We start from the raw sequence: 25,977 nt of genomic DNA, 5'->3' as shown, positions 1-25,977 counted from the left end.
GCTCACCACGCGCTCGTCCAGGCGTGCGGTGAGCTATCTGTTTGTCAAAGCATCGGGCCGAAACGAGGCTTCCACCTGTCGGACCGATGCGATTGCCGACTTTCGCATCGGTGGACGACGGTTGCGGCGTCCCATACACCCCGGCTATTGCAGTTTGGTCTGAAGCCGGGGGAATGCTGCGCATGTTCTCGAAAATCCTGATCGCGAACCGCGGCGAGATCGCCTGCCGTGTCATCAAGACGGCGCGGCGCATGGGCATCCAGACGGTCGCCGTCTATTCCGATGCCGACCGCGACGCGCTGCATGTCGAGATGGCCGATGAGGCCGTCCATATCGGCGCGGCGCCCGCGGCGCAGTCCTATCTGCTGATCGACAGGATCATCGACGCCTGCAAGGCGACCGGCGCCGAGGCCGTGCATCCCGGCTACGGCTTCCTGTCCGAGCGTGAGGCATTCGCAAGGGCGCTCAAAGACAACGGCATCGTCTTCATCGGCCCCAATCCCGGCGCCATCGCCGCGATGGGCGACAAGATCGAATCGAAGAAGGCGGCTGCTGCAGCCAAGGTTTCGACCGTTCCCGGCTTCCTCGGCATCATCGAGAACCCCGAGCATGCCGTGACCATCGCCGACGAGATCGGCTATCCCGTGATGATCAAGGCTTCGGCCGGCGGCGGCGGCAAGGGCATGCGCATCGCCCATTCGGCCGGCGAGGTCGCGGAAGGCTTTGCCCGCGCCAAGTCGGAAGCCGCGTCCTCCTTCGGTGATGACCGCGTCTTCGTCGAGAAGTTCATCGTCGACCCCCGCCATATCGAAATCCAGGTTCTTGGCGACAAGCACGGCAACGTCATCTATCTCGGCGAGCGCGAATGCTCGATCCAGCGCCGCAACCAGAAGGTGCTGGAGGAGGCGCCGTCGCCGCTGCTCGACGAGGCCACCCGGCGCAAGATGGGCGAGCAGGCGGTCGCGCTGGCCAAGGCCGTGCACTACGATTCTGCTGGCACGGTCGAATTCGTCGCCGGCCAGGACAAGTCGTTCTATTTCCTCGAAATGAACACGCGCCTCCAGGTCGAGCATCCCGTGACGGAGATGGTCACCGGCATCGACCTCGTCGAGCAGATGATCCGTGTCGCGTATGGGGAAAAGCTGGCGATCAGCCAGGAGGATGTGAAGCTCGACGGCTGGGCGGTGGAGAGCCGCGTCTACGCCGAGGATCCGACCCGCAATTTCCTGCCTTCGACCGGCCGGCTCGTCACCTACCGGCCGCCGGCTGAAGGGCCGGACGGCGAGGCGACCGTCCGCAACGATACCGGCGTGTTCGAAGGCGGCGAAATCTCGATCTATTACGACCCGATGATCGCCAAGCTGGTGACGCATGCGCCGACTCGCGAGGCAGCGATCAAGGCGCAGGCGCGTGCGCTCGATGCCTTCGCGATCGACGGCATCCGCCACAACATTCCCTTCGTCGCCGCGGTGATGCAGCATCCGCGCTGGATCGCCGGCAATCTCTCGACCGGCTTCATCGCCGAGGAATTCCCGGAGGGCTTTTCACTCCCCGAGCCCAAGGGTGAGACAGCGCAGCGCATGGCCGCGATCGCCATCGCCTGCGACCACAAGCTGAACCAGCGTAAGCGCAACGTCTCGGCGCAGATGGAAGGCTGGCGCAAGGTCTCCTTCGACCGGCAGCGCATCGTTCAGCTCGGCGCGGAGCGTTTCGAGGGCGAGGTGACGGAACAGGGCGGGGCGGTCGTCATCGCGTTCGCGGGCCGCAGCGTCAGCGTCGCCAGCGACTGGGTGCCGGGCGAGCCGGTCTGGCACGGCACGCTCGACGGGGTGAAGGTCGCGGCGCAGGTCCGACCGATCCTGAACGGCGTCTCGCTCGGCCAGGCCGGCGCCTATGCCAATGCCCATGTCTATACGCAGCGCGAGGCCGAACTCGCGGCGCTGATGCCGGAGAAGGTTGCGGCCGATACCGGCAAGTTCCTGCTGTGCCCGATGCCCGGCCTCGTCAAGGCGATTTCGGTCGCCGTCGGGCAGGAGGTCAAGGCGGGTGAGCCGCTCGCCATGGTCGAGGCGATGAAGATGGAAAACGTGCTGCGCGCCGAGAAGGACGTCACCATCGCCAAGATCCTGGCGAAGGAAGGCGACTCGCTTGCCGTCGATGCCGTCATCATGGAATTCGCCTGAGAGAGAGACGGGACATGCTGAAGATCTGGGGGCGGTTGAGCTCGATCAATGTCCAGAAGGTCGTCTGGGCGGCCGGCGAGGTCGGGCAGGCTTTCGAACGCATCGATGTGGGCGGGCCCTTCGGCGGGCTCGACACGCCGGAATATCGCGCGATGAACCCCAATCGCCAGATCCCGGTCCTGGAGGACGGCGACTTCCACCTGTGGGAGTCGAACAGCATCGTGCGCTATCTGGCGGCGCGCTACGGCGCCGCGGACATTTGGGAAGCGGACGTGGTGCGGCGGGCTGAGGCCGAGCGCTGGATGGACTGGATGCTGTCCGAGCTGCAGCCGGCGCTGGCGCCGGTGCTCTGGGGCGTGGTGCGGAAGGCACCGGGTTATACCGATCCCAAGGTCATCGCCGAGGGCATGAAGCGGGCCGAGGCGCTGATGACGATCCTCGAGGCGCAGTTGACGGACAAGCCGTTCCTGTCAGGCGAGCGCTTCGGCGTTGCCGATATTACCGTCGGTTGTGGCGCGCATCGCTGGTTCAACATGCCTGTCGAGCGGGCCGAGCGGCCGGTGGTGCGGCGCTGGTACGAGGCGCTTTTTGCGCGGCCGGCAGCTCAGGCGGCGCTGCCATTGCCGATCACGTAAGGCGTTGCCGCGGTGCTTGATCCGCGCCGCAGCCCTGTCATGATGCCCTGCATGAACGCTCTGCGCGCCGCTCTGCTGTTATGTTCGCTCGGCGCTGCCGGCGCAGCCGTGGCGCAGGACGCGCCGAGGCCGCGCGGCGACCTGTTGTCCCTGGCGGGCTGCCTGCGCGACAATGGTGCGTCGCCCTCGGCCTGTATCGGAACCGTAGCCATCGCCTGTGTCCGGGCGGCCAGCAGCAATCCCCGCGGAGCCGAAGCGGCCTGTGCCCGGCGCGAGGAAGCGGTCTGGCGCGAACGTCTGACGCTCGCGTTGCAGGTGAGCGGCCGCTCGCTCGATGCGGGCCAGCGTAGCCGGCTTGCTGCCGTGCAACTCGCCTGGGAAAGTTATGTCTCGCAGAAATGCGCGCTCTATGGCGCCAGCCAGCGCGAGGAACTGCAGGCCGGGCGGCAGGCGGGTTGCGAGCTGCGCGAGGTCGCCGAGCGCGCCATCGAGCTGGCCAAGGGGCTTCCGCAGGCGGGGCGCCAGCCGCAATCGCCGCCGCAGATCATCCGCTAGGCGGATCGCCTGTGGCCGTCGTGACCATCGGGCGGCGGATGGTGGCGATCCGAAAGCGCTGGAGTGCCGCCTCCGCCTGCGACTATAGGGTGGAGGGCGGTGGTTGTCCGCCATCCGCCTGAAGCCGCGAGCCAGCAATGTTCTTCGTCCTGTCCAAACTGGTCTGGTTCGTCTTCTCGCCGGTCAATTTCGTCATCCTGCTTGCGGGCGTTTCGGCACTGCTCGCCTTCACCCGTTTTGCCCGTCCGGCGCGGTGGCTCGGGCTCCTGTCGGTGGTTGCGCTCGGGCTGATGGCTTTCAGCCCGCTGTCGCGGATCATCGTCCGGCCGCTGGAGGACCGCTTCCCGCAGCAGCAGGCGGCGAAGGGGCCGGTGACCGGCATCGTCGTCCTCGGCGGCGCAGTCGGTGTGGCGCGGGGCGATGCGGTGCTGAATTCAGCGGGTGCGCGCATGACCAAGGCGGTGGAACTCGCCAGGCTTCATCCCGAGGCCAAGGTGGTTTTCACGGGCGGCTCAGCCAACCTGCTATCGGAAGCGACAACGACGGAAGCGGACGGGGCCAAATTGCTGTTCGAGGGCCTCGGACTCGATCCAAAGCGGCTCATTCTCGAGGATAAGTCGCGCAATACCCGCGAAAATGCGTCTTTCACGCGCCGTCTCGTCGATCCGAAGCCGGGCGAGCGCTGGCTTCTGGTGACGTCAGCCTGGCATATGCCGCGCGCGATGGGCGTTTTCCGGAGCGCGAACTTTCCGGTCGAGGCCTTTCCGGTCGACTACTGGACCAAGGGCGAGCCCGACGACTTCATCCGGCCCTATAGCCGTGCGCACAGGGCTCTGGAGATTTCCGATAACGGCTTCAAGGAATGGGTCGGGCTCGTCGCCTATCGGCTGGCGGGCTATACCGACGCGCTCTTTCCGGCGCCGTGAACTCAGATGTCGTCGGCGGGGAGCGTCAGCCTGTAGACGCCGCGGAAATCGTCGGGGTCGACCGGCCGCCCCTTGCGTGTGATGACGAGCAGGCCTTCCTTCATCAGCTTCACCGCGGCGCGGCGCACCGGCTGCATGAGCGGTCCCCAATCGTCGGGGTGATCGCTGCCGAGGGCGCGGGCCACGTCCATGGGGGAGACCGTCCGTCCCGGCCCCTGCTGCGCCAGCAGCGAAAGAATCGCCCGCTCGATCGCCTCTGCTTCGATGGTCATTGCTGGCTCGGATAGTTGAAGACGCGGGCGGCGTCGGAGGCGAACTGGCGGCGATACATCGCCACGAGCACGGCGCCGGTGAAGGCCAGGAAGGTGACCGGCCCAAGGAACCAGCCGAGATAGGCGAGCGCGAAGAAGAAGGCGCGCTGGCCGCGGTTGAAGTGGCGGCCAGCAGCGATGTTCATTTCGATCGCCTCATGCACGGCATGAGCCTTCGCGACCGCGTTGGGTTCGTCCTTTGGCGGCAGGGCGCCGAGCAGGATGACGCAGTAGTTGAACAGCCGGTAGCTCCAGGCGAATTTGAAGAAAGCGTAGCCGAAGACGCCGGCAAGCCCAATCACCTTCATCTCCCAGACCGCGCGCAGCGTGACCGGCACGAAGGGGAGATCGGAAAAGATTGCGACGACACGGTCGGTCGACTGCAGCAGGGCGAGCGTGCCGCCGATCGCGATCAGCGAGGTCGAGGCGAAGAAGGCCGTGCCGTTTTGCAGGCCGTTCATGACCTGGGTGTCGACAATGCGATTGTCGCGCGCCATTGATTCGTTGATCCAGCGGGCGCGGCGCAGGTTCATCCGCATATTCAGGGTCTTGCCCGCGTGCGGGCCGAGTTCGACGGCATAGTGATAGCCGACCCAGGAGGCGGCGAAGAACGCCAGGGCGATCACGTCCAGATTGCTGAAACCGAGCATGCCATCGCTCTGCCACTTCACTTGCCAAACAGGCAAGCAGCTTGTGCCGAGGCCGCGCTGACGACAAGAGACACGGCATTGACGCTGCGGCGGCAAGCCGCCACGGTGCGCGCGGAATCGGGAGGGCGCAGCGATGCCGCAGACCATCACGAAGGGCTACAAGGCCCTGGTCGCAGAAGCTGAGAGCAACGTCGAGACGTTGTCGATCGAGGCGGCGCAGGCACTCCACGGCCGCGACGACGTGGTCTTCGTCGATCTGCGCGATCCACGCGAGCTGGAGCGGGAAGGGCGCATGCCCGGTGCCTTCCATTGCCCGCGCGGCATGCTCGAATTCTGGATCGACCCGGAAAGCCCCTATGCCAAGCCGGTCTTCCAGGAAGACAAGCGCTTCGTCTTCTTCTGCGGTGGCGGCTGGCGTTCGGCGCTGGCGGCAAAGACGGCGCAGGAGATGGGGCTGAAGCCGGTCGCCCATGTCGCCGGCGGTTTCTCGGCCTGGAAAAAGGCGGGTGCGCCGGTCGAGACCTCCGCCGCCGACCGGAAGGGCTGAGTCTCGAGCCTTGTCCCATATCGTCATCGTTCTGCTGGTTGCGGCTTTTATCTTCCGCAAGCCGCTCGGAAAGCTGCTCGCGCGACAATTTCCGAATCGCGGCAAGCGCCAGCAGGTGCTGGCGACGATCATCGCCGCTTTTCTTCTGGTGATCGCAGCCCGGCTCCTCGCGCTGTTCTGGTGACGGCCCGTCGCCCGTTTTGAAATGGGCGAGGGTGCCCCGTGCGGCCGGCGCATGGGAGGGCGGCTTGCGCCATGCCTACAGATCAGGCATCTTGGCTATCTGGCTCCAAGTCAAGAAAGGGAGGGCTGAATGGTAATCGTCACCACCGCTGTCACTCCCATGCGACCACCTAAACACTAGGTCGGTCTTGCACGAGGCCCGCCAACCGGCGGTCTCCTGAGCCTTTTCCAGACTATTTTCTTTCATTGCCGGAGTCGGCGCGCGTCGTCGTCTCCGCCTGATCCGGAGTCGGTGCCGCCTCGGTGCCGAATGACGCTATGTCTCTTGATAATCAAACCGGGCGGCGGGAGCCGTTCCGGGCCGTTCTCGGCTTCACTTTCCGTCATTGGGCGCGTCAGCCCGGGCAGGTCGCCTGGGTCGCGGGCGTCACCGTGGTCGCTACGCTCGCCGAGCTGTTCACGCCGGTCTATGCCGGCCGTCTCGTCGATGCGGTGGCGACAGGCGTCGACGCTGCCGATGCGGCGCTGTGGGCCTTGGGGGCGATGATGGTGCTCGCCGCCGTCACTGTGTTCGGGCGGCACTTCGCCTATATCGGCATCACCACCATGACGCTGCGCACGATGCGCGACGTGGCGCAGGAGGCGTTCGCGCGCCTGCAGCGCTTCTCGACCGACTGGCACGCCAATAACTTTGCCGGCTCAACTGTCCGCAAGATCACGCGCGGCATGTGGGCGCTCGACCTGCTCAGCGACACCGTCCTGATCGCGCTCCTGCCGTCGCTCGTCATCCTGCTCGGCATGACGGCACTGCTGGCCTGGCACTGGCCGGTGATGGGGCTTGTCGTGGCGCTGGGAGCATTGGCCTATATCGGGTTGACGCTCGGGCTCTCGCTGCGCTTCGTCGCACCGGCAGCGCGGCTGGGCAATGCCTGGGACACCCGCCTTGGCGGTGCGCTAGCGGACGCCATCACCTGCAACCCGGTGGTAAAGGCCTATGGGGCGGAGGCGCGCGAGGATTATCGCCTCGCCGCCGTGATGGCGAAATGGAGCCGCCGGACGGAGCGCGCCTGGGTGCGCGGCACCTGGTCCGGCACCGGGCAGCTCATCGTGCTGCTGTTCCTGCGGGCTGCGGTGATCGGCCTCGTGATCTGGCTCTGGCTGAACGGGCAGGCGAGCGCGGGCGATGTAGCTTTCGTGCTGACGGCCTATGCGGTGGTGCATGGCTATTTGCGCGACGTCGGGCAGCACGTCCACAACCTGCAGCGTTCGGTCAACGACATGGAGGAGCTCGTCTGGATGCACGATCTTCCCTATGGCGTGCCGGACCGGAAAGGCGCGGTGGAGATGGGTGTGACGGCGGGTGAGATCGCCTTCGAGGACGTGACCTTCCACTATGGAGGCCATCACGATCCGCTCTACCGCGACTTCTCGCTGACCATCCGTGGCGGCGAGAAGGTCGGCCTCGTCGGGCGTTCCGGCTCCGGCAAGACGACCTTCGTCAAGCTGGTGCAGCGGCTCTACGACGTCACTGCGGGCCGCATCGCGATCGACGGGCAGGACATCGCCGATGTCACGCAGGACAGCCTGCGCCGGCAGATCGCGATCGTGCAGCAGGAGCCGGTACTGTTCCACCGCTCGCTGGCGGAGAACATCGCCTATGGACGGCCCGGCGCCAGCCAAGCCCAGATCGAGCAGGCGGCGCGGCTCGCCAACGCGCATGACTTCATCATGCGCCTGCCCAAGGGCTACGCCACGCTCGTCGGCGAGCGCGGCATCAAGCTCTCGGGCGGCGAGCGCCAGCGCGTCGCGCTGGCCCGCGCCTTCCTGGCCGATGCGCCGATCCTGATCCTGGACGAGGCGACCTCCAGCCTCGATTCGGAATCGGAGGCGCTGATCCAGCAGGCGATCGAGCGCCTGATGGAAGGCCGCACCACGATCGTGATCGCGCACCGTCTCTCGACTGTGCGGGCCATGGACCGCATCCTGGTCTTCGATCGCGGCCGGGTGGTCGAGGAGGGGCCGCACGAGACTCTGCTGACCCGTCAGGACGGCGCCTATCGCGCGCTGTTCGAAAAGCAGGTCAGCGAATTGGCGAAGGGGCTGGCGGTGTAGCCGCCGCCGGTTCCCTGGCGTCATGGTCGGGCTTGCCCGACCATCACGTCTTCGCTGGCGAGTGTCGCGTTCAAGACGTGGAAACCAGTGTCAACCGAGCGGGCACGAGCTCGGTTGACACTGCTGCGGCCGGGCCAGGCCGCTATCTGCCGCACGGTCAGTTCTCGAAGTAGCTGGTGTTGCGGCCACCGATCACGATGTCCCATCGATACAGAGCCTCGCCATCGACGCCCTTCCCGGCGGCCTGTCCGAAATGCCGCGGTTGCGCTTCACCAAGCAGAATGAACATCGGGTCGCGGGCGAGGTGGGGGTCGCCTTCGAAATACATTTGCGCGATCAGGCGGGCCGAGCCGCCACGGACCGAGACATGGACATGGGACGGCCGCCAGCGGTCGATATCAGGGCGCGCCAGATAGGAGCCGGGCCGAATCGTGCGGAAGCGGTAGCGTCCCTGATCGTCCGTCATCGTTCGGCCGAAGCCGAGGAAGTTCGGATCGAGGCGTTCTCGGACGGGATCCTTCACATGGGTGTAGCGACCCCATCTGTTGGCGTTCCAGATCTCGACCAGCGTGTTGCGGACGGGGCGTCCAAACTCGTCGAAGACATGGCCTGAAATCTCGATGACCTCGCCTTCGGCCTGCGGGCGGCCGGGCGCGATGCGGCTCAGATCGTTCTCGCCGATCTTGAGGCCCGGCAGATCGGTGACCCACGGAACGAAGCTCCGGCGCGCCGCCTGGGGAATGAGATGCAGGCGTTCGATCGGCACGCGCCGTTCCGCCGCCCCGTCGGTCGGTCCGGGCAGCATCAGGCGTCCTCGGTTCATGATCATGAGCTTGCTCCGCCGCTCGTCAGCTCGAAAGGTCGTCGAAGAATGGGGTCTCGTCCGCACCGCGCATCACGATCGCGATCTCGTAGATCGCGGGACCGTCATTCGGTGTGGCCGTCAGTCTGGCGACGAGTCGGTCGCGCCGCTCCGCCGGGAGGCTTTCCAGCAGGGGGTCGCGAGCGTTCGCTTCGGGCTCGTCGTCGAAGAAGATCTGTGTGACCAGCCGGGTGATCCCGTCGGAGAAGATCGTCAGCGTGATGTGAGGCGCGCGTGCGCCCATGCCATTTCCTGCGACCATCGCGCCAGGCTTGATGGTCTTGAAGCTGAACGGTTCCAGGGTCGTCACTAGCCGGCCATACCCGTCGAAATACGGGTCGAGCAGAGGGTGGTCCAGCACGTCGGGCATCCGCAGAATTCCGGCCGCGTTCGCTTGCCAGAATTCCAGCAGCGCGTCGTCGACCGGCTGTCCCTCGCAATCGAGAAGGCGTCCCCGCAGGATGATCGGCTTGCCCTGCGGCCCAACGCTGAGCCCGTGATGGAGCTGCGTCAGGTCGCTCCGGTCGTCGTCGACAAAGGAATAGGGATAGTAGGGGCCAACCGTGTCCTCTGCGAGAGGCGCCAGACGATTGGCGGAGAGAGACGGGCTAGTCATGTCGTTGTCTCCAATTTGGGCGAAAGCGGCCCTCCGCCTTCCGAGCGATGATCCACAGCCTCCAAACCAGCCTGCTGCTGTTCGGGAGGACGGATTGACCGGCTGGCGTTTCCGCTCCTTGCATGGGCACTTCGTTACGCGTCGACCATTCTCGATCGCGTGCGCCTGAACGACGGAACGAGAATCATCACCAGCAATGCGGCGGTCGCCACAAGCAGACCAACGCAGATCGGGCTCGCGAAGATCTGAACCTCTCCCCCGGATATGAGCATCGCGCGCCGCAGGTTTTCCTCCATGGCGGGCCCCAGGATGAAGGCGAGCACCAGCGGCGCGAGGGGGCAATCCAGGAGGGTGAGCACGATGCCGGCCAAGCCGAAAGCGGCCAGCATGGCGACTTCGAAGGGGCTGCTGTTCACCGAGTAGATGCCGATACAGCAGAACAGCAGGATCGCCGGAAACAGCAGGCGGTATGGCACCTGCAACAAGCGAACCCATAGGCCGATGAGCGGCAGGTTGATGACGAGCAGCATGAGGTTGCCGACCCACATCGACGCTATCAAGCCCCAGAACAACGCGGGTTGCGCTGAGGACAGATTCGGACTCGGTGCGATACCGTGAATCAGCATGGCACCGGCCATCATCGCCATGACCGAATTGCTGGGGATCCCGAGCGCCAGCATCGGGATGAACGAAGCCTGCGCGCCCGCATTATTGGCAGCCTCGGGGCCTGCCACTCCCTCGATCGCCCCCTGGCCGAATTGCGCGGGCGACGACGACAGTTTCTTCTCCGCCGAATAGGCCGCGAAGGATGCCAGCATCGCGCTGCCGCCCGGTAGGATGCCGAGCACCGCGCCGATACCCGTGCCCCGCAGGGCGGCAGGCCAGGTTCGGCGCCAATCCTCCGCGGTGAGGCGCAATGCGGAGACGGGCTGGGTGCGCCCGCCTTCTTCCTGCGGCCGCGCCAGATTGAGCACGACCTCGGCAATGCCGAAGACACCCATGGACAGCGCCGCGATGCCGATGCCGTCCCGCAACTCGCCAACGCCGAAGGTGAAGCGGTCAAGGCCGGTGTTGACGTCGGCTCCGACCGATCCGAGCAGCAACCCGAGCAGGATCATCCCGATCGATTTCAGCAGCGACCCTTGCGCGAACACGATGGCTGCGATCAGGCCGAGAACCATCAGGCAGAAATATTCGGCCGGGCCGAAGCGCTGCGCAGCGGTCGTCAGGGCGGGGCTGAAGAAGGCGATCAGCAGCGTCGTGATCGTCCCCGCCAGGAAGGAAGAGAGCGCGGCGGTGGCCAGAGCCGTGGCCGCCCGGCCTCGGCGCGCCATCTCGTAGCCATCGAGGCAGGTGACCACGGACGACGATTCCCCCGGCAACCGCATCAGGATGGCCGTGGTGGAGCCGCCATATTGCGCGCCGTAATAGATGCCGGCCAGCATGATCAGAGCGCCGGTCGGCTCGAGATAATAGGTCAGCGGCAACAGCATCGCCATGGTGGCGATCGGCCCCAGGCCGGGCAGGACGCCTATCAAGGTTCCGATCAGCGCGCCGAGAAAGCAGTACCAGAGATTGATCGGGGTTGCCGCGACGGCCAGCCCGCCGGCGATAGAGGAAAGGATATCGCTCACAGCGGCCAGACCTGAACCGAGAGCCTGAGAACGTAACCGAAGAGCAAAGCGGCAACGCCTGCGAAGATCACCGCGACGACTGGCACCTCCCGCCAGCGCGCCTGCGGATCACCGAGTGCAGCCGCCAGGACGCAAGCGAGGCAGGCGACAAACAGGCCGGCGCGCTCCACCAGCAGCCCGAACAGAAGAATCGCCAGGCAGACACCGCTCGCAGCGCGCAACGGGAAGGCTGGCCATCCCCGCGGGCGCCATCCTGCTCCCTTGATAATGAGCAGGAGCCCTGTGACCAGCAAACCCGCGGCGATGGCCCGCGGAATATAGCCGGGGCCCATGTCGAGCGAGCTCCCGGCCGGATAGTCCCGACCGATGAAGAGCGCCGCGAGCCCCAATAGGCCCAGCATCAGCCCAGCCGCGAGATCGCTCCCCGAGCTCGCCGCCTCCGGGCTGGCCTCTGCCAAGCTCTGCGGGGAGACTTCGTTCTGCTCTTGCATGACCTTTCGCTCCGGGAAAAGGCGCCTGCTCTCATTGTGCCTATAGACTAGTTTTATATACTATTGCTAGGCAGGCAAGCCACTCGATGGCATATGCGTCGTGCGGAACGTTCGGGAGGCCAGATGCCCATTGAGACAATCAGGACGGTCGCGATCGACCAGCGGCTGACGGATCCCGAATGGCGCTTTGCGCAGGGGCCGCTCGCGGGGATACGGGGCTTTGCCATCGTCATAACGGACGCGCGGGGCGTGGAGGGCCATGGCTACATCCGCGCGATGCCGCCATGGACGGAGCCCGTCGCCGTGGTGAAGGCGAGCTTCGATCATCTCTGCGAGGGCCTGGTCGGACAGGACGAGACCGCGATTGGTGCCATCATGGACGGGCTGGATCGACAGCTGCATGGCGCGCTGCCGGTAAAGGCCGGAATCGAGTGCGCTTTGCTCGACCTGCGTGCCCGTGCGCTCGGCGTGCCCTTGCACGACCTGTATGGCGGCAAGCGGCAGGAGCGCTTCGCCAATACGCGGATCATTCCCCTGAAATCGCCGCAGCGCATGGCCGAGGTTGCCGTGGAGTTGGTGGAGGCCGGCTTCAGGCACCTGAAGGTCAAGGTTTCCGGCGAGCCGGAACTCGATATCGCACGCGTCCGCGATGTGCGCTCGGCGGTCGGGCAGGATATCGCGCTGATGATCGATGCCAACGAGTCCTACCCACCCAAGCTGGCGGTGCGCACCATCAACGCCATGGCTCGCTTCGGCCTTGAACTGGTTGAGCAGCCCACCTCGGCCCGTGATTTCAGGAGCCTGATCGCGGTGGCCTCTGCGCTCGACATTCCCGTCGAGGCTGATGAGAGCGCCCAGGATCTGCAGTCGATCCTGAGGATCGTCGAGGCCGGCCATGTGGCGTCGATCAATCTGCGCATTCTCAACCATGGTGGCCCGAGCCGCACCGCACAGGCGATCGCGATCTGCCGCGCCGCGAATGTCGACTTCCGCTTCGGCGCGGTGTTCGGCTCGAGCATCGTTCATGCCCATACGCTGCATCTCGCGGCGAGCCTGCCGCCTCCGCGCTTTCCGCACGAATTCTCCGAGATGGCGTTGCTGGACAACGACCTTTTCTCGGGGCTGAAGCTGGAGGCGGGGACAGTCGCCGTGCCGGATGGTGTCGGGACGGGGCTCGTGTTCAACGGGTGAAGCGCCGGTTGATCAATCGAATTTGAGCCCCGCCTTGGCGATGATCTCGGCATAGATGTCGCGATCCTGCGCCACCGTCTTTCCGAAATCGGCAGCCGGCTGATAGGCCGGCTCGCCGCCGAGGCCGCGCAGCTTCTCCTGCGTCGCAGGATCGGCCATGACCCGTGCCAGCGTCACGTTCAGCTTGTCCGCGACTGTTCCCGGCATGTGTGCAGGGCCGACGAGGCCAACCCAGGAATGAGCGACGAACTGCGGAAAGCCGCTCTCCTTCATCGTCGGGACATCCGGGAATTCCGGCGAGCGCTTCTCGTTGGTGGTGGCAAGGATGCGGATCTTTCCGGCCTTGGCGAGTTCCCCGAGTTCGCCGCCGATCATCAGCGGGATATGCCCAGCCACGATGTCGTTCAATGCCGGGCCGCTGCCGCGATAGGGGACATGCTTGAGCGCAGCGCCCGATGCGATGCTGACGAGTTCGCCCGCCAGATGGCTGTAGGTTCCGACGCCGCTGGAGGCATAGCCGATGCTGTTCGGCTTTTGCTTCGCGAGCGCTACGAGTTCGGCCATCGACTTGGCCGGGAGGCCGGGATAGGCGCCGATGAAGGTAAAGCCTTCGATAAGCCGCGCCACGGGTGTGAAATCCTTGACGGGGTCGTAGGGCAGCTTCTTGTCGACATTGGGCAGGATCGACAACACGCCGGCCGAGCAGAGGAGCAACGTATGGCCGTCGGGCTGCGCCTTCGCGACGAAGTCCGCGCCCGTGGCACCTCCGGCACCGGGGCGGCTCTCGACCAGGAAGGGCTGGCCCAGATCCTTGCTGAGAGCATCCGCGATCAGGCGCGCAACGGCCTCGACGCGCCCGCCCGGCGCGAAAGGAACGATCATGCGGTCAGGTTTCGTCGGATAGCTCTGGGCGGCGGCCTCCGTCGCTGCGGTGCCCAGCAAGGCGGCGATGATCGCCAGGAATTTCAAGCTCGACGCTCTCATCTTCACGTTTCCCCTCCTGTTTTCGTTCTTGGATCGGCTTGGCGTTCGACTTGGCGCGGCGCCCCGTCGCCACCAGGTGCGAAAGGGTGATCGCGCCCTGCCTTCGCAGGGCGTTTCAGGAAGCAGCGTGCTCTGTCAGCGAACCGGCGGGGCGTATTGCAGGCCGCCCTTCGACCAGAGGTTGTTGGCGCCGCGCGGAATGCCCAGCGGCGACGCCGGCCCGAGATATTTCTCGTAGCTCTCGCCGTAGTTTCCGACCTGCTTGACGATCCGGTAGGCCCAGTCCTTCGTCAGCCCGAGGCCGTCGCCGAGATTGCCCTCGACGCCGAGGAAGCGCTTGATCTCCGGATTGGCCGATTTGAGCTGATCGTCGACATTGCCCGAGGTCAGGCCGAGCTCCTCGGCATTGACCATCGCGTAATGCGTCCAGCGGACGATATTGGCCCAGGCTTCGTCGCCGCGACGGACGGCCGGTCCAAGCGGCTCCTTCGAGATGAGCTCCGGCAGGATCACGAAATCCTGTCCGTTGGCGATTTTCAGCCGGTAGGCGTAGAGCGCCGATGCATCGGTGGTGAAGACGTCGCAGCGGCCGGCCTCAAACGCCTTGATGGCCTCATCGCCCGAGGCGAAGCTCACTGGCTCGTACTTCAGCCCGTTCTTCTGGAAGAAATCGGCGATGTTCAGTTCGGTCGTCGTGCCGCCCTGGACGCAGACGGTCGCGCCGCCCAAATCCTTCGCGGATTTGATGCCCAGCGACTTTTTGACCATCAGCGCCTGGCCGTCGAAATAGGTGATCGCCGAGAAGGACAGGCCGAGCGTCGTGTCGCGCGATAGCGACCAGGTGGTCTGGCGCGAGAGCACATCGACCTCGCCGGATTGCACGACCGCGAAGCGATCCTTGGGGTTGAGCGAGATGTACTTGACCTTGCCGGCATCGTTCAGGACCGCCGCCGCGATGGCACGGCAGAGATCAACATCGAGCCCGCCCCACTGGCCTTGCCCATTCGGCAGCGAGAAGCCGGGAACGCCCGGGCTCGTCCCGCAGATCAGCTCGCCGCGCTCCTTGACCTTCTCGAGCGTCCCGGCCTGAGCCGCCGCAGCCGATACCAAGGCAGCCGCTACCCCAAGAACAACATGCAGTGCCTTCATTCTCTCCTCCCGAACATTTTAAAAAGGCCATAAGACTAGCCTATTGTCACCCTATCGCTCCGTCAACTGGGCGGCCAATGCCGAATCCGAGGGATACACCCCCGGAGCGCGGTGGGTTCAGGAGATATAAGTTTCGATTTTAGTGGGATTCCCCGGCTTTCTGCCTTTGTGCGACACCGCCGCTGCGCTCGACAGGACAGATCGTGGTTGATATAGGCCATAAAGCTGACTTAATAGATCGATGCCGATCGAGCCGAGAGCATGCAATGGGCGACATGACACTTCACTGGTCTCCTCGATCGCCGTTCGTACGAAAGGTGATGGTGGCCGCGCATGAGCTGGGCCTCACCGATCGACTGACGCTGCGACGCACGGTCGTCCAGATGACGAGGCCGAACCCGGATCTGCTGCCCGACAATCCGCTGAGCAAGATCCCGACGCTGGTCCTGGCCGATGGTTCGGTCCTGATCGATTCCGGCCTGATCTGCGAGTATCTCGATTCCCTGGCCGGTGGCGGCGTCATCATTCCCGCCAAGGGGCCGGAGCGCTGGAGCGAGCTCAGCCGACACGCGCTCGCAACCGGGCTTCTCGACCTGCTCATCCTCTGGCGCAACGAGCGCAACAAGCCTGCCGAGCGGCAGACGGAGGAGTGGCTGTCGAGCTTCGCCACCAAGGCTGCGGCCTCTCTCGCGCGCTTCGAGAGTGAGGCCGGGCCGATCGCGCCGGGACCGCTGCAGCTCTCCGGCATCGCGCTCGGCTGCTGCCTGTCCTATCTCGACTTTCGCTACGCGGATTTCGATTGGCGGGCGGGTCATCCTAGGCTTGCGCAATGGCATGGAGCCTTCCGCCAGCGCCCGTCGGCCGTCGCCACCGAGGTCAGGGACGATGGCTGAAACCCGGCGCCAGGGCCCTCTCAGCCATGTCCGCGTCCTCGATCTCAGCCGGATCATGGCCGGGCCATGGGCGACCCAGATCCTGGCCGATCTCGGCGCCGACGTCATCAAGGTCGAGCGGCCGGGAGCCGGCGACGACACGCGCTCCTGGGGTCCGCCCTTCCTCAAGGACGAGGCCGGAAACCCGACCAGCGAAGCCGGCTATTATCTTTCGGTGAACCGCGGAAAGCGCTCGATTACCGTCGATATCACCAGCCCGAAGGGGCAGGACGTCGTCCGCCGGCTGGCCGCCAAGAGCGACATCGTCGTCGAGAACTACAAGGTCGGGACGCTCAAGCGTTACGGCCTCGACTACGAAGCACTCAAGACGATCAATCCGCGCCTGATCTTCGCCTCAGTGACCGGCTTCGGGCAGAGCGGCCCGCGCAAATCCGCTGCGGCCTATGATTTCGCAATCCAGGCCATGGGCGGCCTGATGAGCGTCACCGGCGAACGCGACGGCATGCCCGGCGCCGGGCCGCAGAAGGTCGGCGTTCCCATCGTCGACATCATGACCGGGATGTATACTGCGGTCGGCGTGCTCGCCGCGCTGGTGAGGCGCAACGAGACCGGCAAGGGCGACAATATCGACCTCGCCATGCTGGATGTTCAGACCGGTTTCCTCGCCAACCAGGCGATGAACTGGCTGGTCTCCGGGCGCGCGCCGGTCCGCGGCGGCAATCGCCATCCCAATATCCAGCCACAGGACGTCTTCCCCTGCGCCGATGGCTTCATCGTGCTGGCGGTCGGCAATGACGGGCAGTTCGCCAAGCTCTGCGAGGTATTGGGCGAGCCGCAATGGGCGCGCGACGCGCGCTTCGCCAGCAATCCGACCCGCGTGACCAACCATTCCCTGCTCGATCCGTTGCTGCGTGAGGCCTTTGGCCGTTTCAACCGCGACAGGCTCATCGCCATGCTCGATGCTGCCGGGGTTCCTTGCGCGCCCATCAACACGGTGCCGGAAGTGTTCGACGACCCGCAAGTCAGGCATCGGGGCATGCTACGCCAATTGCCCCACGCGCTGGGTGGCAAGGTCCCGCAGGTCGTCAGCCCGCTGAATTTCGAGAACGAACCCCTCTCGTTCGATCGCCCCCCGCCCTTGCTGGGGGAGCATACCGACGAAATTCTCCGTGACATCGGCCTGGCCGAACAAGCTTGATGGAAGACAGAATGGGGCGCCTCCACCTCCCGGCCGTCGATGAGCTGACGACGGATCAGCGCAAGGTCTATGACGAGGTCGTATCCGGGCCGCGCGGGCGATTGATCGGGCCGCTGCGAGCGGTGATTCACAGCCCGGAACTCGCCACGCGCTGGTCCAGGCTCGGCGAGTTCCTGCGCTATTCGACGCTGTTGCCGGCCAAGCTCAACGAGCTCGCCATCCTCGTCGTTGGCCGCCACTGGAACAGCCAGCTCGAATTCCACATCCATGCGGAAGCGGCGAAGGTCGCGGGCCTGGGTGCGGACTGCATCGAGGCCATCCGGCTGGGCCAGGCGCCGGTCTTCGTCGCGGATGAGGAGCGGGAGATCTATGAATATGCCCGCCTGCTCGTGCAGACCGGCACCGTTCCCGACGACGTGCATGAAGCAATCGTCGATCGGTGGGGACCGCGTGGTGCCGTCGAACTCACGGGCGTGATCGGCTACTACACGATGGTGTCGATGACGCTGAATGCACATGGAATCCCGCTGCCGGACGGAGCGGCTCCGCCTCTGCCCGAGCTGCAGGATGGACCGACACGCTTGCCTGCCTCCATACGCGTGGCCGAGGACGCCGGCCGTGACTGAAACAGTTGCTCCTAGATCGCATCGTGCCCCCGGTTGGAAACTTCCGGCCGGGGCCTGCGACTGCCATGCGCATGTCTTCGGGCCCTATGAGCGTTTCCCGGTATCGCACCAGATGCATTATGCGGCGCCCCTGGCGCCGGCGGCAGCGCATCGCGACACGGAGGAGCGCACCGGCCTGACCCATGGCGTCCTCGTCCAGCCCGGCGCCTATGGCGAAGACCCCTCCGCCATCCTCGATGCCTTGGCTGAAGGCGAGGGGAGTCTGCGCGGCATCGCCGCTGCAAGCGAGCGGGTTCCCCAGGTCGACCTCGACGCCTGGCACGCGGCGGGCATCCGCGGCCTGCGCTTCAACGACATGACCGTGCCTGGTGGGACGGGTCCCTTCCCGGGCTCGGTCGGCACCGAACATCTCGAGGCCATGGCTCCCGGTATGCGGCACAGGGGCTGGCATGCGGAAATCTGGGCCGGGATAGACCGGCACGTCGTGAACCTGCCGCTCTACCGCGCCAGCGGCATTCCTATCGTGCTGGACCATATGGCCGGCCTGCAGATCGCGCGCGGGCTGGGCGATCCGTCGTTCCGGGCGATCTTGGACGCACTTCAAGAGGGCTGGCTCTGGATCAAGCTCGTGCTGTGCCGCTGCTCGCAGGATTTTCCGGATTACGCCGATGTCCGGCCGTTCCATGACGCCCTCATCGCGGCAAACCCCGGACGCGTGGTCTGGGGCTCGGACTGGCCACATCTGCGCCTCGCCGAGCGGGCTCCCGATATCGGGCATCTGCTCGATCTCTTCGCGGAATGGGTTCCGGATGCCGAATTGCGGCGCCAGATTCTCATCGACAATCCCCGCGCGCTCTACGGGTTCTGATGCCGGCCCCGGGCCGCGTTCGATACGGAGTTTCAGATGGCCAACGCCCTTGAATGCCTGACGGTCGACGTCAGCGATTTCGTCGCGACGGTGACGATCGACCGCCCTCCGGTCAACGCGCAGAACCGCCAGTTCCGGGAGGAGATCGTCGCCGTCTTCGATGGCCTCAGCGACCGCGCCGACGTGCGGGCGATCGTGCTGACCGGTGCCGGCAAGACCTTCTCGGCAGGCGCCGACCTGAAGGAGCGGCCCGGTCTGGCGGAAGAGCCGGGCGCCTATCCGCGCCATAACCGCCTCGTGCGCGCCTCCTTCGATACGGTGATGGAGTGCGACAAGCCCGTCATCGCCGCAGTCAATGGTGCCGCGATTGGCGCGGGCTGCGTGCTGGCCCTGTGCTGCGACATCATCCTCGTGGCGGAGGAAGGCTTCTTCGCGATGACCGAGGTCGATGTCGGGCTGGCCGGCGGCGTGAGCCATGTCCGCCGGTTCTTCCGAGAATCCGACGCTCGGATGCTGATCTACACGGCGCGGCGTGTGCGTGGCGCCGAGCTCTACCGGATGGGCGTCGCCTCGCATTGCGTGCCGGCGGAGCAGTTGCTCGGGCTGGCACAGGAGATTGCGCGCGAGATCGCATCGAAGAGCCCTTCGGCCGTCCAGGCTGCCAAGCGCTCCTTCAACGTCACCGAGGGTCTCGAACTGCGTGACGGCTATCGCTTCGAGCAGTCGCAGACCGTGGCGCTGGCTTCCTCCGAGGATACGAAGGAGGCGCAGCGCGCCTTCGCCGAAAAGCGCAAGCCGGTCTTCGGAGGCCGCTAGATGGGCACGCCCGAAATCGTAGCGGTCGAGCACGTTTCCGATGGCGTCGCGGTCGTCACGCTGCACCGCCCGGAGCGTCGCAACGCCCTGAACCTCGAGATCAAGACGCGCATTGCCGACGCCGTCCTGACGCTCGAGGCCGACAGTAATGTGCGCGTCATCGTGCTGACCGGCGCTGGCGGCTACTTCATCGCCGGCACGGATATCGCCGAGATGGAGTCGATGAGCCCGGCCCGACATCAGGCGCTTGAAACAGACCGGATGTTCACGGTGCTGCGAAGATGCCCGAAGATCCTGATCGCGGCCGTCGAGGGCTATGCCCTGGGCGGCGGCTGCGAGACGGCCTTGTGCTGCGATATGATCGTCGCCGGTGAAGGCGCGCGTTTCAGCCAGCCGGAAATCCGTGTCGGCATCATGCCCGGCGCAGGCGGGACGCAGCGTCTTCTGCGGACCATCGGCAAATACCGCACCATGAGGCTGGCTCTGACGGGAGAGCCCCTAACCGCGCGAGAGGCTTTCGATGCAGGCTTGCTATCGGAGATCGTGCCCGACGGGAGCGCCCTCGAGCGGGCTCTGACTCTTGCCAGGACCGTAGCTGCGATGCCGCCGCTCTCCGTCCTGGCGATCAAGGAGGTCGTGCAGCTCGGGCAGGACGTACCCCTCGAGACGGCGCTCGCGCTGGAGCGCAAGGCCTTCGTCCAGCTTTTCGACACGCAGGACCAAAAAGAGGGAATGCGTGCCTTTCTGGAAAAACGCCCACCTCAATTCAAGGGAAGCTGAGCGCTAGCGCAGCTTCACATCGAATTTCACGACATCCCCGCGATAGATGCCCTTCGCATCGAGCACCAGCATGCCGTCCTGGTCCAAGGCCTGCCGATGGACGAAGGCGACCGGCGAATCCAGGGAAATCCCGAGCGCCTCGCTGGTCTCGATATCGGCCGTGCCTATGGTCAGCGTTTGGCGCGCATCCATGATCTCGACCCCCTCGACTTCGGAGACCAGGCGCAGGGCCGTCTTCGATTCGAGATCACGCTGGGCCATGCGGTCGCGAAGCCGTTCATCGATATGGAGATCGGCCAGGAGGAAGGGCTGCCCATGCCGCCAATGACGGCGCCGGACATGCCGGTAGGCCGGAGCGAGGGTCCCGATCTGCCCCTCGAAGCCATGGAGGATCGCATCGGGCTCGTCATGGAGAATCTCGATCGTCGCGTCGTAGTTCGGGCGCAGCAGCCCCGACCAGTCGGTGCCGACCTCACACCACAGGTTCTCCGCCGGCCGCCGGCGCACGAACGTTCCCCGCGCCCGGTAGCGTTCGATCAGCTGCTCGTCTTCGAGTAGGTCGAGCGCCTGGCGGATTGTCGCCCGCGCCACCCCGCATTCGGTCGAAAGCTCGTCGACGGTTGGAATCTGCGCGCCGACCTGCCACTGCCCGGCCTCGATCCGGCGCCGAAACAGCGTGGCGAGCTGATGATAGCGGGAAATGCCCGTTCGTTTGAATTCCAACGGCTTCGAAGAAACGCTGCGGACGATCATGCGGCTCCCAATGCGGCCTGAGATATTCGGCAGGGTATCGCAATACCCTGCAGTTGACGAGCCGGGGGCGCGATATTAATCCGATTAACTAGCTTATTGTCCTTTAGATGCTCGCCCCGGCATGACGCTCGCGCCCGGATGGCTGGTCGTCGCTGGCATGCAGGACGGATCATCATGCGGAATATCATCGAGATCTCCGGCCGAAACCTGGACCCGGCAGGGATCGTCCAGGTCGCCCGGTTCGGGGCGCGGGTGGCTCTCGACAGAGAGGCGATGGAACGCATCGTCCGCGCCCGCGAGGTCGTCGACGAGGTTGTCGGCAAGGGCGAGAAAATCTACGGCGTCACCAGCAGCGTCGGAGCCAAGACCGGCACCGTGCTCGCCCTTGAGCGCATTCCCGAATTCAATCGCCGCCTGCTCCTGACCCACAATATGGGGCACGGCCCCCTTGCCGCGCACGAGACGGTGAGGGCGATGATGGTCGTGCTGCTCAACAGCATGGCGACCGGCTATCTCGGCGTCAGGCCGGTGATGGCTGAGATGCTGGTCGATGCGCTGAACACGGATCGCCGGATCGACGTCCACCTCTGGGGCTCGATGGGCCAGAGCGACATGTCGCCCATCGCCGATCTCGCGCTGGAAATTTACAAGGACCATGACTTCGCCGCCGGGGAAGCCCTTGCCCTGCTGAATTCCAGTGCGCTCTCGATCGGTACGGCGGCTCTCGCTTTCCATGATCTCGCGCGCATGCTCGATTTCGCGACGCTTGCCGGCGCGTTCAGCATGGAGGGCTTCGCCGCCAATCCCTCGATCGTTTCGGAAGCCGCACTGAATTCGCGTCCCTTCGACGGCGTGCTACGTCATGGCCGCGCGATCCGAAACTATCTGGCCGGCAGCTACCTGATGCAGCCCGGCGGGCCGCGTCATCTCCAGGATCCGCTGAGTTTCCGCTCGCTGCCGCTTCTTCACGGGAACGCTGCAGACAGCCTCGCTTTTGCAGGCAGGCAACTCGCCATCGAACTGAGCGCGAGCCAGAACAATCCGATCGTGGCGATCGAGCAACGCCAATTGGTCTCGGTCGCCAATTTCGACATGGTCGCGCTGGCGATGGCGCTGGATACCGCCCGGCTCGCCATGGTGCCGGTGGTAACCAGCTCGACCGAACGGCTGGCCAAGCAGGCGGACTCATTCTGGTCGGGCTTGAGCGTCGGCCTGATCGAGGAAGACGGCGTCGGCCTGCCGGGCTTCAACGGCCTCGCGCAGTTTCACAAATCGATCACCTCGGAGGCACGGCTTCTCGGCGCTCCCGTGGTGAGCGAAATCGCGAGCTCCAGTCATTCCAACGGCAATCTCGATCGCGCCAGCATGGCTGGACTTGCAGCCCGCCGTACGGCGGACATGGCCACACTCTGCCGCTCCATCTTCGGCATGGAACTCATGGTGGCGGCGCAAGCCGTCGAGATGCGAAGGGCCAAGCCACTCGGCCTAGCAACTTCTGAGCTCCTTGCGTTCGTCAGACGCGCCGTTCCCTATGCAGGCGCCGGGCAACGCGTGCCTCATGCTGGACAACTGATCGACTACCTCGCTGCAAACGATGCCGAAATCGACCGCCTAATCGGAATGGCCTAACTATCGCAAGGGCATGTCCGCTTTCGGGAATTCAGCCAATATTCGGAAGTGGCGCATTTTGCATGGAAGTGAGGAGGGCAGTTGTGCCCTCCTCAGACATTGGGAAAGCCCAGTTCCGGGCCCGAATAGACGATCTGCTCAAGGTACGACACCAGGGTGAAGCGCCTTCAAATTTCGACATAGGCCAGGGCCCGCAGTGGCAAGGTATCCCGCCCCGAGCTGGACATGCCTAAGGGGAACTACGCGATGCGAGATAGTGATCGATGCTCGCGCGGGTTCCTGATTGCCAGATTCTCTGCAGTGTTCGGCCGAACGCTTCCCGGAAGCGTCGATCGTCCGGCAAGTTTCCATAGATGTCCGGCATCTGCAGCCAGGCTTCCGGTTCGAGGCGTGCTCGTCGTGCTTGGGCGTTGAGCCGCGCCCAACTGGGGTCATTCGGCGCGATGGCTTGTCCGCTTTCTGTTTCGCCAAAGCAGTAGCGGCACCACAGGGCACTCACCAATGTGAGACCGTCAATTGGCCCCCCCGCCTGCAAGGCATCGCGCAGCGTCGGCAGGATAAATTTCGGCTGGCGGTTGGAGCCGTCGAGGCAGAGGCGACGGATGGTGTCACCGATCTTCGGATTGGCGAAGCGCCGTTCGATCGTGCGCTTGTAATCGGCGAGATCGGTATCGGGGACAGGGGGGACGACGGGAATGACTTCGTCGTCGAGAAGTGCGGACAGGAAGCGGGCGATCTGGGCGTCTTGCATCGCATCGTGGACGAAATGGACGTCGAGCAGGCCGGCGGGATAGGCGATCGCTGCGTGGCCGCCGTTGAGGATGCGGATCTTCATCAGCTCGAACGGCGCGACATCGGCGACGAACTGCACGCCGACCTCTTCGAGGCGAGGGCGCCCGGCCGGGAAATTGTCCTCCAGCACCCATTGCCGGAAATCCTCGCAGAAGACCGGGCGGCTGTCGTCGATGCCGAAATCGTCGCGCAGCGCCTTGCGTTCGCGCTCTGACGTCGCCGGCGTGATGCGGTCGACCATACCATTCGGGAAGGCCACGTTCTCGCGGATCCAGCGCGCGCCGTCGGGGGTGACGAGATCGACGAGGCCGGCAACGGCGTCCACAGTGACGTGGCCGTTGCCCGGCAGGTTGTCGCAGGACATCACCGTGAAGGCCGGCAGGCCGGCCGCGCGCCGCCTTAGCAGTCCGGCGGCGATCAGGCCGAAAGCGGTCTTCGGCGAGACAAGGCGATCCGCCGCATCGGCGACGATGTCGGGATGGCCGGGATCGAAAGCCTGCGTCGCCGGGTCGATATAATAGCCGCCTTCAGTCACGGTCAGCGAGACGATGCGCGTGCGGGGATCGACCAGGCGCTCGATGATCACGGCACTGTCGCCGGGGGGCACGAAATCGATCATCGCGCCGGTGACGCGCGCCTGCGAGTGCTGGGCTTCCTGCGTTACCACCGTGGTCAGGAAATCCTGCGCGGCGAGATCGCGGCCCATCTCGGCGTCGCTTTCGCGCACGCCGGTGCCGACGATCGCCCAGTCACGATCAAGTCCGCACTCGAACAATTCGTCGAGATAGGCGGCCTGATGGGCGCGGTGGAAATTGCCGACACCGATATGGACGAGGCCGGGGCTCAACTCGTCTGCATAGTAGCGGGGGACGCGTATGGACGGCCCGAGCTGTCCGAGCGTGGCGCGAGACAGGCGCACCGCCATCTCTCAGCCCTTCCTCGCAGCGCGCAATTGCAGGGCGAGATCGGGGCGGTCGCTGGTGATCTGCGAGATTGGCTGGCCGAGCCAGAAATCGAGTTCGCCCACGGTATTGGGCACCCAGGCGCCGAGCTTGTCGCGGCCGACGATGCCGACGGCGCGATCGACGCTCAGCCGCAGGAGCGACTGCTCGACCGCGACGATGCAGCCGAGATCGACGAAACGCTGCAAGATGCGATCGACGCCGCCGAAAGCCTCGCAGGAGCGGCGGTCCACCGAGGCGAGCCTGCGCATGGCGGGCGCCTTGGCCCTGATGTCCTCGATAACCTCCGGGACGAAGCAGGTCAGCACGATGCGCGACGCCATCTTGCGGGCTTCGACCAGCGCGATGACCTTGTCGACCAGTCCGGGATAGGGATTGCCGAAGGCATCCATCTTCATCTCGATCTCGAGCTCGATCCCAGTCGGACCGAAGATGTCGAGCACCTCCGACAGCGTCGGGATCGTCTCACCGAGCGTGTCGTCAAGCTTCACCTTGGCGATGGCCTCGCGCGAGAGATGCGCGACCGGCCCCTTGTGATCGGTGGTGCGATCGAGCAGCGGGTCATGGATCACCATGATCTCGCCATCGCTGGACAGGTGGACGTCGAGCTCGACCGCGTCGACGCTCAAGGCGCAGACATTGCGGAAGCCGCTCAGGCTATTCTCCGCCCAGATGTTGCGCGCGCCGCGATGACCGATGATCCGCATGTCGATGAGCCCTGCTTGCCTATTGGTCGGTTACTTGCCGCTATCCACCAGCCCCTTCACGAACCAGCGCTGGAGGGCGAGGATGACGAGGGTCGGCGGCAGCATCGTTAGCAAGGCCGCATTCATGAGGAGATGCCACGTCGGCAGCGAGTCGCCCTGCGGCATCAGCTTCTTTAGCCCGATTACTGCATTGGCCATGGCGGGCTCGGTGGTGAGCAGCAGCGGCCAGAGATACTGGTTCCAACCCATCAGGAAGAGGATGATCGCAAGCGCCACGATGTTCGAGCGCGAGAGCGGCAGCAGGATCAGCCGGAAGAACTGCCAGGGCGTCGCGCCGTCGATGCGCGCGGCCTCGCAGAGCTCGTCGGGGATGGTGAGGAAGAACTGGCGGAACAGGAAGGTCGCGGTGGCCGAGGCGATCAGCGGCAGGATCAGGCCCGAATAGGTATTGACGAGGTTCCAGTCGAGGTCGACCAGCGCCCGGATGCCGAGCCAGGAGCCGAGGATGTTGAGCGGCAGGGCGACATTCGCGGCAGATTCGTAGGTTGGCACGATGCGCACCTCGATCGGCAGCATCAGCGACATAAAGATCAGCCAGAAGGCGGTCATCCGGAAGGGGAAGCGGAAATAGGTGACGGCGAAGGCCGCGATGACCGAAACGGCAAGCTTCCCGACGGTGATGCCGGTGGCGATGACGAAGGAGTTGAGCAGCAGCCGGCCGAAATTGGCGCTGCTCAGCACGGTCTGCATGTTCGCGAAGAACTGGCTGCCGGGCAGCCAGGACATCGGCACACGCATGATCTCGGCCTGCGAGAGAGAACCGGTGACGAAGACAAAGTAGATCGGCAGGCAGACGAGCGCGGCCCCTGCGAGCAAGATGAGGTGGCAGATCGCGTCGATGACGGGTGTGCGCTCGTTCATCGC

The 25,977-nt window shown here is 65.2% G+C and carries 27 protein-coding genes; 15 read left to right on the top strand and 12 right to left on the bottom strand.

The window, feature by feature from the left end; all coding sequences use genetic code 11:
• Nucleotides 1-182 precede the first annotated feature (182 nt).
• The 4 genes from AC1DE3_RS18805 to AC1DE3_RS18790 all read left to right on the top strand — a co-directional run bounded on the left by AC1DE3_RS18805 (nucleotide 183) and on the right by AC1DE3_RS18790 (nucleotide 4,299).
• Nucleotides 183-2,183: an acetyl-CoA carboxylase biotin carboxylase subunit gene (locus AC1DE3_RS18805; RefSeq protein WP_476778742.1), complete on the top strand. Its 2,001-nt coding sequence runs from the start codon at nucleotides 183-185 to the stop codon at nucleotides 2,181-2,183.
• A 14-nt stretch (nucleotides 2,184-2,197) separates the two neighbouring features.
• Nucleotides 2,198-2,818 (top strand): glutathione S-transferase family protein, encoded by a 621-nt coding sequence (locus AC1DE3_RS18800; RefSeq protein WP_476778741.1) that lies wholly within the window; start codon nucleotides 2,198-2,200, stop codon nucleotides 2,816-2,818.
• 51 nt (nucleotides 2,819-2,869) lie between these two features.
• Entirely contained in the window at nucleotides 2,870-3,373 is a 504-nt protein-coding gene (locus tag AC1DE3_RS18795; RefSeq protein WP_476778740.1) for a lysozyme inhibitor LprI family protein, read from the top strand.
• 137 nt (nucleotides 3,374-3,510) lie between these two features.
• Nucleotides 3,511-4,299 carry a YdcF family protein gene (locus AC1DE3_RS18790; RefSeq protein WP_476778739.1) on the top strand — a complete coding sequence of 263 codons (789 nt, stop codon included), beginning with the start codon at nucleotides 3,511-3,513 and terminating at the stop codon, nucleotides 4,297-4,299.
• Nucleotides 4,300-4,301: 2 nt separating this feature from the next.
• Here AC1DE3_RS18790 and AC1DE3_RS18785 read toward each other — a convergent pair whose 3' ends face one another.
• Both AC1DE3_RS18785 and AC1DE3_RS18780 read right to left on the bottom strand, forming a co-directional pair.
• The gene (locus AC1DE3_RS18785) at nucleotides 4,302-4,571 is read right to left on the bottom strand and encodes a DUF3253 domain-containing protein (protein WP_476778738.1); all 270 of its coding nucleotides are present in this window, start codon (nucleotides 4,569-4,571) and stop codon (nucleotides 4,302-4,304) included.
• A complete protein-coding gene (locus AC1DE3_RS18780; RefSeq protein WP_441512821.1) occupies nucleotides 4,568-5,260 on the bottom strand; it encodes a DUF599 domain-containing protein in 693 nt (230 codons plus the stop codon). The genes AC1DE3_RS18785 and AC1DE3_RS18780 overlap by 4 nt, the downstream gene beginning before the upstream one ends.
• Before the next feature lie 133 nt (nucleotides 5,261-5,393).
• Between AC1DE3_RS18780 and AC1DE3_RS18775 the strand changes: the two genes are divergently transcribed.
• From AC1DE3_RS18775 to AC1DE3_RS18765, 3 genes are all read left to right on the top strand, one after another.
• A complete protein-coding gene (locus tag AC1DE3_RS18775; protein WP_476778737.1) occupies nucleotides 5,394-5,807 on the top strand; it encodes a rhodanese-like domain-containing protein in 414 nt (137 codons plus the stop codon).
• A 10-nt stretch (nucleotides 5,808-5,817) separates the two neighbouring features.
• Nucleotides 5,818-5,991, top strand: coding sequence for a hypothetical protein (locus tag AC1DE3_RS18770; protein WP_476778736.1), 174 nt, complete (start codon nucleotides 5,818-5,820; stop codon nucleotides 5,989-5,991).
• 317 nt (nucleotides 5,992-6,308) lie between these two features.
• A complete protein-coding gene (locus tag AC1DE3_RS18765) occupies nucleotides 6,309-8,102 on the top strand; it encodes an ABC transporter ATP-binding protein (RefSeq protein WP_476778735.1) in 1,794 nt (597 codons plus the stop codon).
• 157 nt (nucleotides 8,103-8,259) lie between these two features.
• On the opposite strand, the gene AC1DE3_RS18760 is transcribed toward AC1DE3_RS18765, so the two are convergent.
• The 4 genes from AC1DE3_RS18760 to AC1DE3_RS18745 all read right to left on the bottom strand — a co-directional run bounded on the left by AC1DE3_RS18760 (nucleotide 8,260) and on the right by AC1DE3_RS18745 (nucleotide 11,705).
• Nucleotides 8,260-8,931, bottom strand: coding sequence for a dioxygenase family protein (locus AC1DE3_RS18760; protein ID WP_476778734.1), 672 nt, complete (start codon nucleotides 8,929-8,931; stop codon nucleotides 8,260-8,262).
• Nucleotides 8,932-8,950: 19 nt separating this feature from the next.
• Entirely contained in the window at nucleotides 8,951-9,580 is a 630-nt protein-coding gene (pcaG, locus tag AC1DE3_RS18755; RefSeq protein ID WP_476778733.1) for a protocatechuate 3,4-dioxygenase subunit alpha, read from the bottom strand.
• 134 nt (nucleotides 9,581-9,714) lie between these two features.
• A complete protein-coding gene (locus AC1DE3_RS18750) occupies nucleotides 9,715-11,214 on the bottom strand; it encodes a tripartite tricarboxylate transporter permease (protein WP_476778732.1) in 1,500 nt (499 codons plus the stop codon).
• Nucleotides 11,211-11,705 carry a tripartite tricarboxylate transporter TctB family protein gene (locus AC1DE3_RS18745; protein ID WP_476778731.1) on the bottom strand — a complete coding sequence of 165 codons (495 nt, stop codon included), beginning with the start codon at nucleotides 11,703-11,705 and terminating at the stop codon, nucleotides 11,211-11,213. Before AC1DE3_RS18745 ends, AC1DE3_RS18750 begins: the two co-directional genes overlap by 4 nt.
• A 123-nt stretch (nucleotides 11,706-11,828) precedes the next feature.
• Between AC1DE3_RS18745 and AC1DE3_RS18740 the strand changes: the two genes are divergently transcribed.
• Entirely contained in the window at nucleotides 11,829-12,896 is a 1,068-nt protein-coding gene (locus AC1DE3_RS18740) for a mandelate racemase/muconate lactonizing enzyme family protein (protein WP_476852651.1), read from the top strand.
• 12 nt (nucleotides 12,897-12,908) lie between these two features.
• Here AC1DE3_RS18740 and AC1DE3_RS18735 read toward each other — a convergent pair whose 3' ends face one another.
• Both AC1DE3_RS18735 and AC1DE3_RS18730 read right to left on the bottom strand, forming a co-directional pair.
• Nucleotides 12,909-13,880 carry a Bug family tripartite tricarboxylate transporter substrate binding protein gene (locus AC1DE3_RS18735; protein WP_476852653.1) on the bottom strand — a complete coding sequence of 324 codons (972 nt, stop codon included), beginning with the start codon at nucleotides 13,878-13,880 and terminating at the stop codon, nucleotides 12,909-12,911.
• A gap of 135 nt (nucleotides 13,881-14,015) precedes the next feature.
• Entirely contained in the window at nucleotides 14,016-15,029 is a 1,014-nt protein-coding gene (locus AC1DE3_RS18730; protein ID WP_476778729.1) for an amino acid ABC transporter substrate-binding protein, read from the bottom strand.
• A gap of 266 nt (nucleotides 15,030-15,295) precedes the next feature.
• On the opposite strand from AC1DE3_RS18730, the gene AC1DE3_RS18725 reads away from it, so the two are divergent.
• The 6 genes from AC1DE3_RS18725 to AC1DE3_RS18700 are packed head-to-tail and all read left to right on the top strand — an operon-like array spanning nucleotide 15,296 to nucleotide 20,210.
• Complete coding sequence (locus tag AC1DE3_RS18725) at nucleotides 15,296-15,922, top strand: glutathione S-transferase family protein (protein ID WP_476778728.1); 627 nt, start codon at nucleotides 15,296-15,298, stop codon at nucleotides 15,920-15,922.
• On the top strand, nucleotides 15,915-17,120 hold the full coding sequence (locus AC1DE3_RS18720) for a CaiB/BaiF CoA transferase family protein (RefSeq protein ID WP_476778727.1): 1,206 nt from the start codon (nucleotides 15,915-15,917) through the stop codon (nucleotides 17,118-17,120). The genes AC1DE3_RS18725 and AC1DE3_RS18720 overlap by 8 nt, the downstream gene beginning before the upstream one ends.
• Before the next feature lie 11 nt (nucleotides 17,121-17,131).
• Nucleotides 17,132-17,746, top strand: a complete 615-nt coding sequence (locus AC1DE3_RS18715; RefSeq protein WP_476852650.1) for a carboxymuconolactone decarboxylase family protein — start codon at nucleotides 17,132-17,134, stop codon at nucleotides 17,744-17,746.
• Nucleotides 17,739-18,614, top strand: a complete 876-nt coding sequence (locus tag AC1DE3_RS18710) for an amidohydrolase family protein (RefSeq protein ID WP_476778725.1) — start codon at nucleotides 17,739-17,741, stop codon at nucleotides 18,612-18,614. Before AC1DE3_RS18715 ends, AC1DE3_RS18710 begins: the two co-directional genes overlap by 8 nt.
• 36 nt (nucleotides 18,615-18,650) lie before the next feature.
• Complete coding sequence (locus tag AC1DE3_RS18705; protein WP_476778724.1) at nucleotides 18,651-19,430, top strand: enoyl-CoA hydratase/isomerase family protein; 780 nt, start codon at nucleotides 18,651-18,653, stop codon at nucleotides 19,428-19,430.
• Nucleotides 19,431-20,210, top strand: a complete 780-nt coding sequence (locus tag AC1DE3_RS18700) for an enoyl-CoA hydratase-related protein (protein ID WP_476778723.1) — start codon at nucleotides 19,431-19,433, stop codon at nucleotides 20,208-20,210. It begins immediately after the preceding gene.
• A 3-nt stretch (nucleotides 20,211-20,213) separates the two neighbouring features.
• Here AC1DE3_RS18700 and AC1DE3_RS18695 read toward each other — a convergent pair whose 3' ends face one another.
• Nucleotides 20,214-20,963 carry a GntR family transcriptional regulator gene (locus AC1DE3_RS18695; protein ID WP_476778722.1) on the bottom strand — a complete coding sequence of 250 codons (750 nt, stop codon included), beginning with the start codon at nucleotides 20,961-20,963 and terminating at the stop codon, nucleotides 20,214-20,216.
• Nucleotides 20,964-21,137: 174 nt separating this feature from the next.
• Here AC1DE3_RS18695 and AC1DE3_RS18690 point away from each other — a divergent pair, with 174 nt between their 5' ends.
• The gene (locus tag AC1DE3_RS18690) at nucleotides 21,138-22,592 is read left to right on the top strand and encodes an aromatic amino acid lyase (protein ID WP_476852649.1); all 1,455 of its coding nucleotides are present in this window, start codon (nucleotides 21,138-21,140) and stop codon (nucleotides 22,590-22,592) included.
• A 229-nt stretch (nucleotides 22,593-22,821) separates the two neighbouring features.
• Here AC1DE3_RS18690 and AC1DE3_RS18685 read toward each other — a convergent pair whose 3' ends face one another.
• Genes AC1DE3_RS18685 through AC1DE3_RS18675 form a run of 3 tightly spaced genes read right to left on the bottom strand, consistent with a single transcriptional unit; the run spans nucleotide 22,822 to nucleotide 25,974 of the window.
• Complete coding sequence (locus tag AC1DE3_RS18685) at nucleotides 22,822-24,309, bottom strand: mannitol dehydrogenase family protein (RefSeq protein WP_476778720.1); 1,488 nt, start codon at nucleotides 24,307-24,309, stop codon at nucleotides 22,822-22,824.
• Nucleotides 24,310-24,312: 3 nt separating this feature from the next.
• Complete coding sequence (locus tag AC1DE3_RS18680; protein WP_476852648.1) at nucleotides 24,313-25,053, bottom strand: glycerophosphodiester phosphodiesterase family protein; 741 nt, start codon at nucleotides 25,051-25,053, stop codon at nucleotides 24,313-24,315.
• Between the two features lie 30 nt (nucleotides 25,054-25,083).
• Nucleotides 25,084-25,974, bottom strand: coding sequence for an ABC transporter permease subunit (locus AC1DE3_RS18675; protein WP_476852647.1), 891 nt, complete (start codon nucleotides 25,972-25,974; stop codon nucleotides 25,084-25,086).
• Nucleotides 25,975-25,977 lie beyond the last annotated feature (3 nt).

Source organism: Allobosea sp. 10L417 (assembly GCF_056395485.1).
This window is presented reverse-complemented; position numbering and strand designations above follow the sequence as displayed.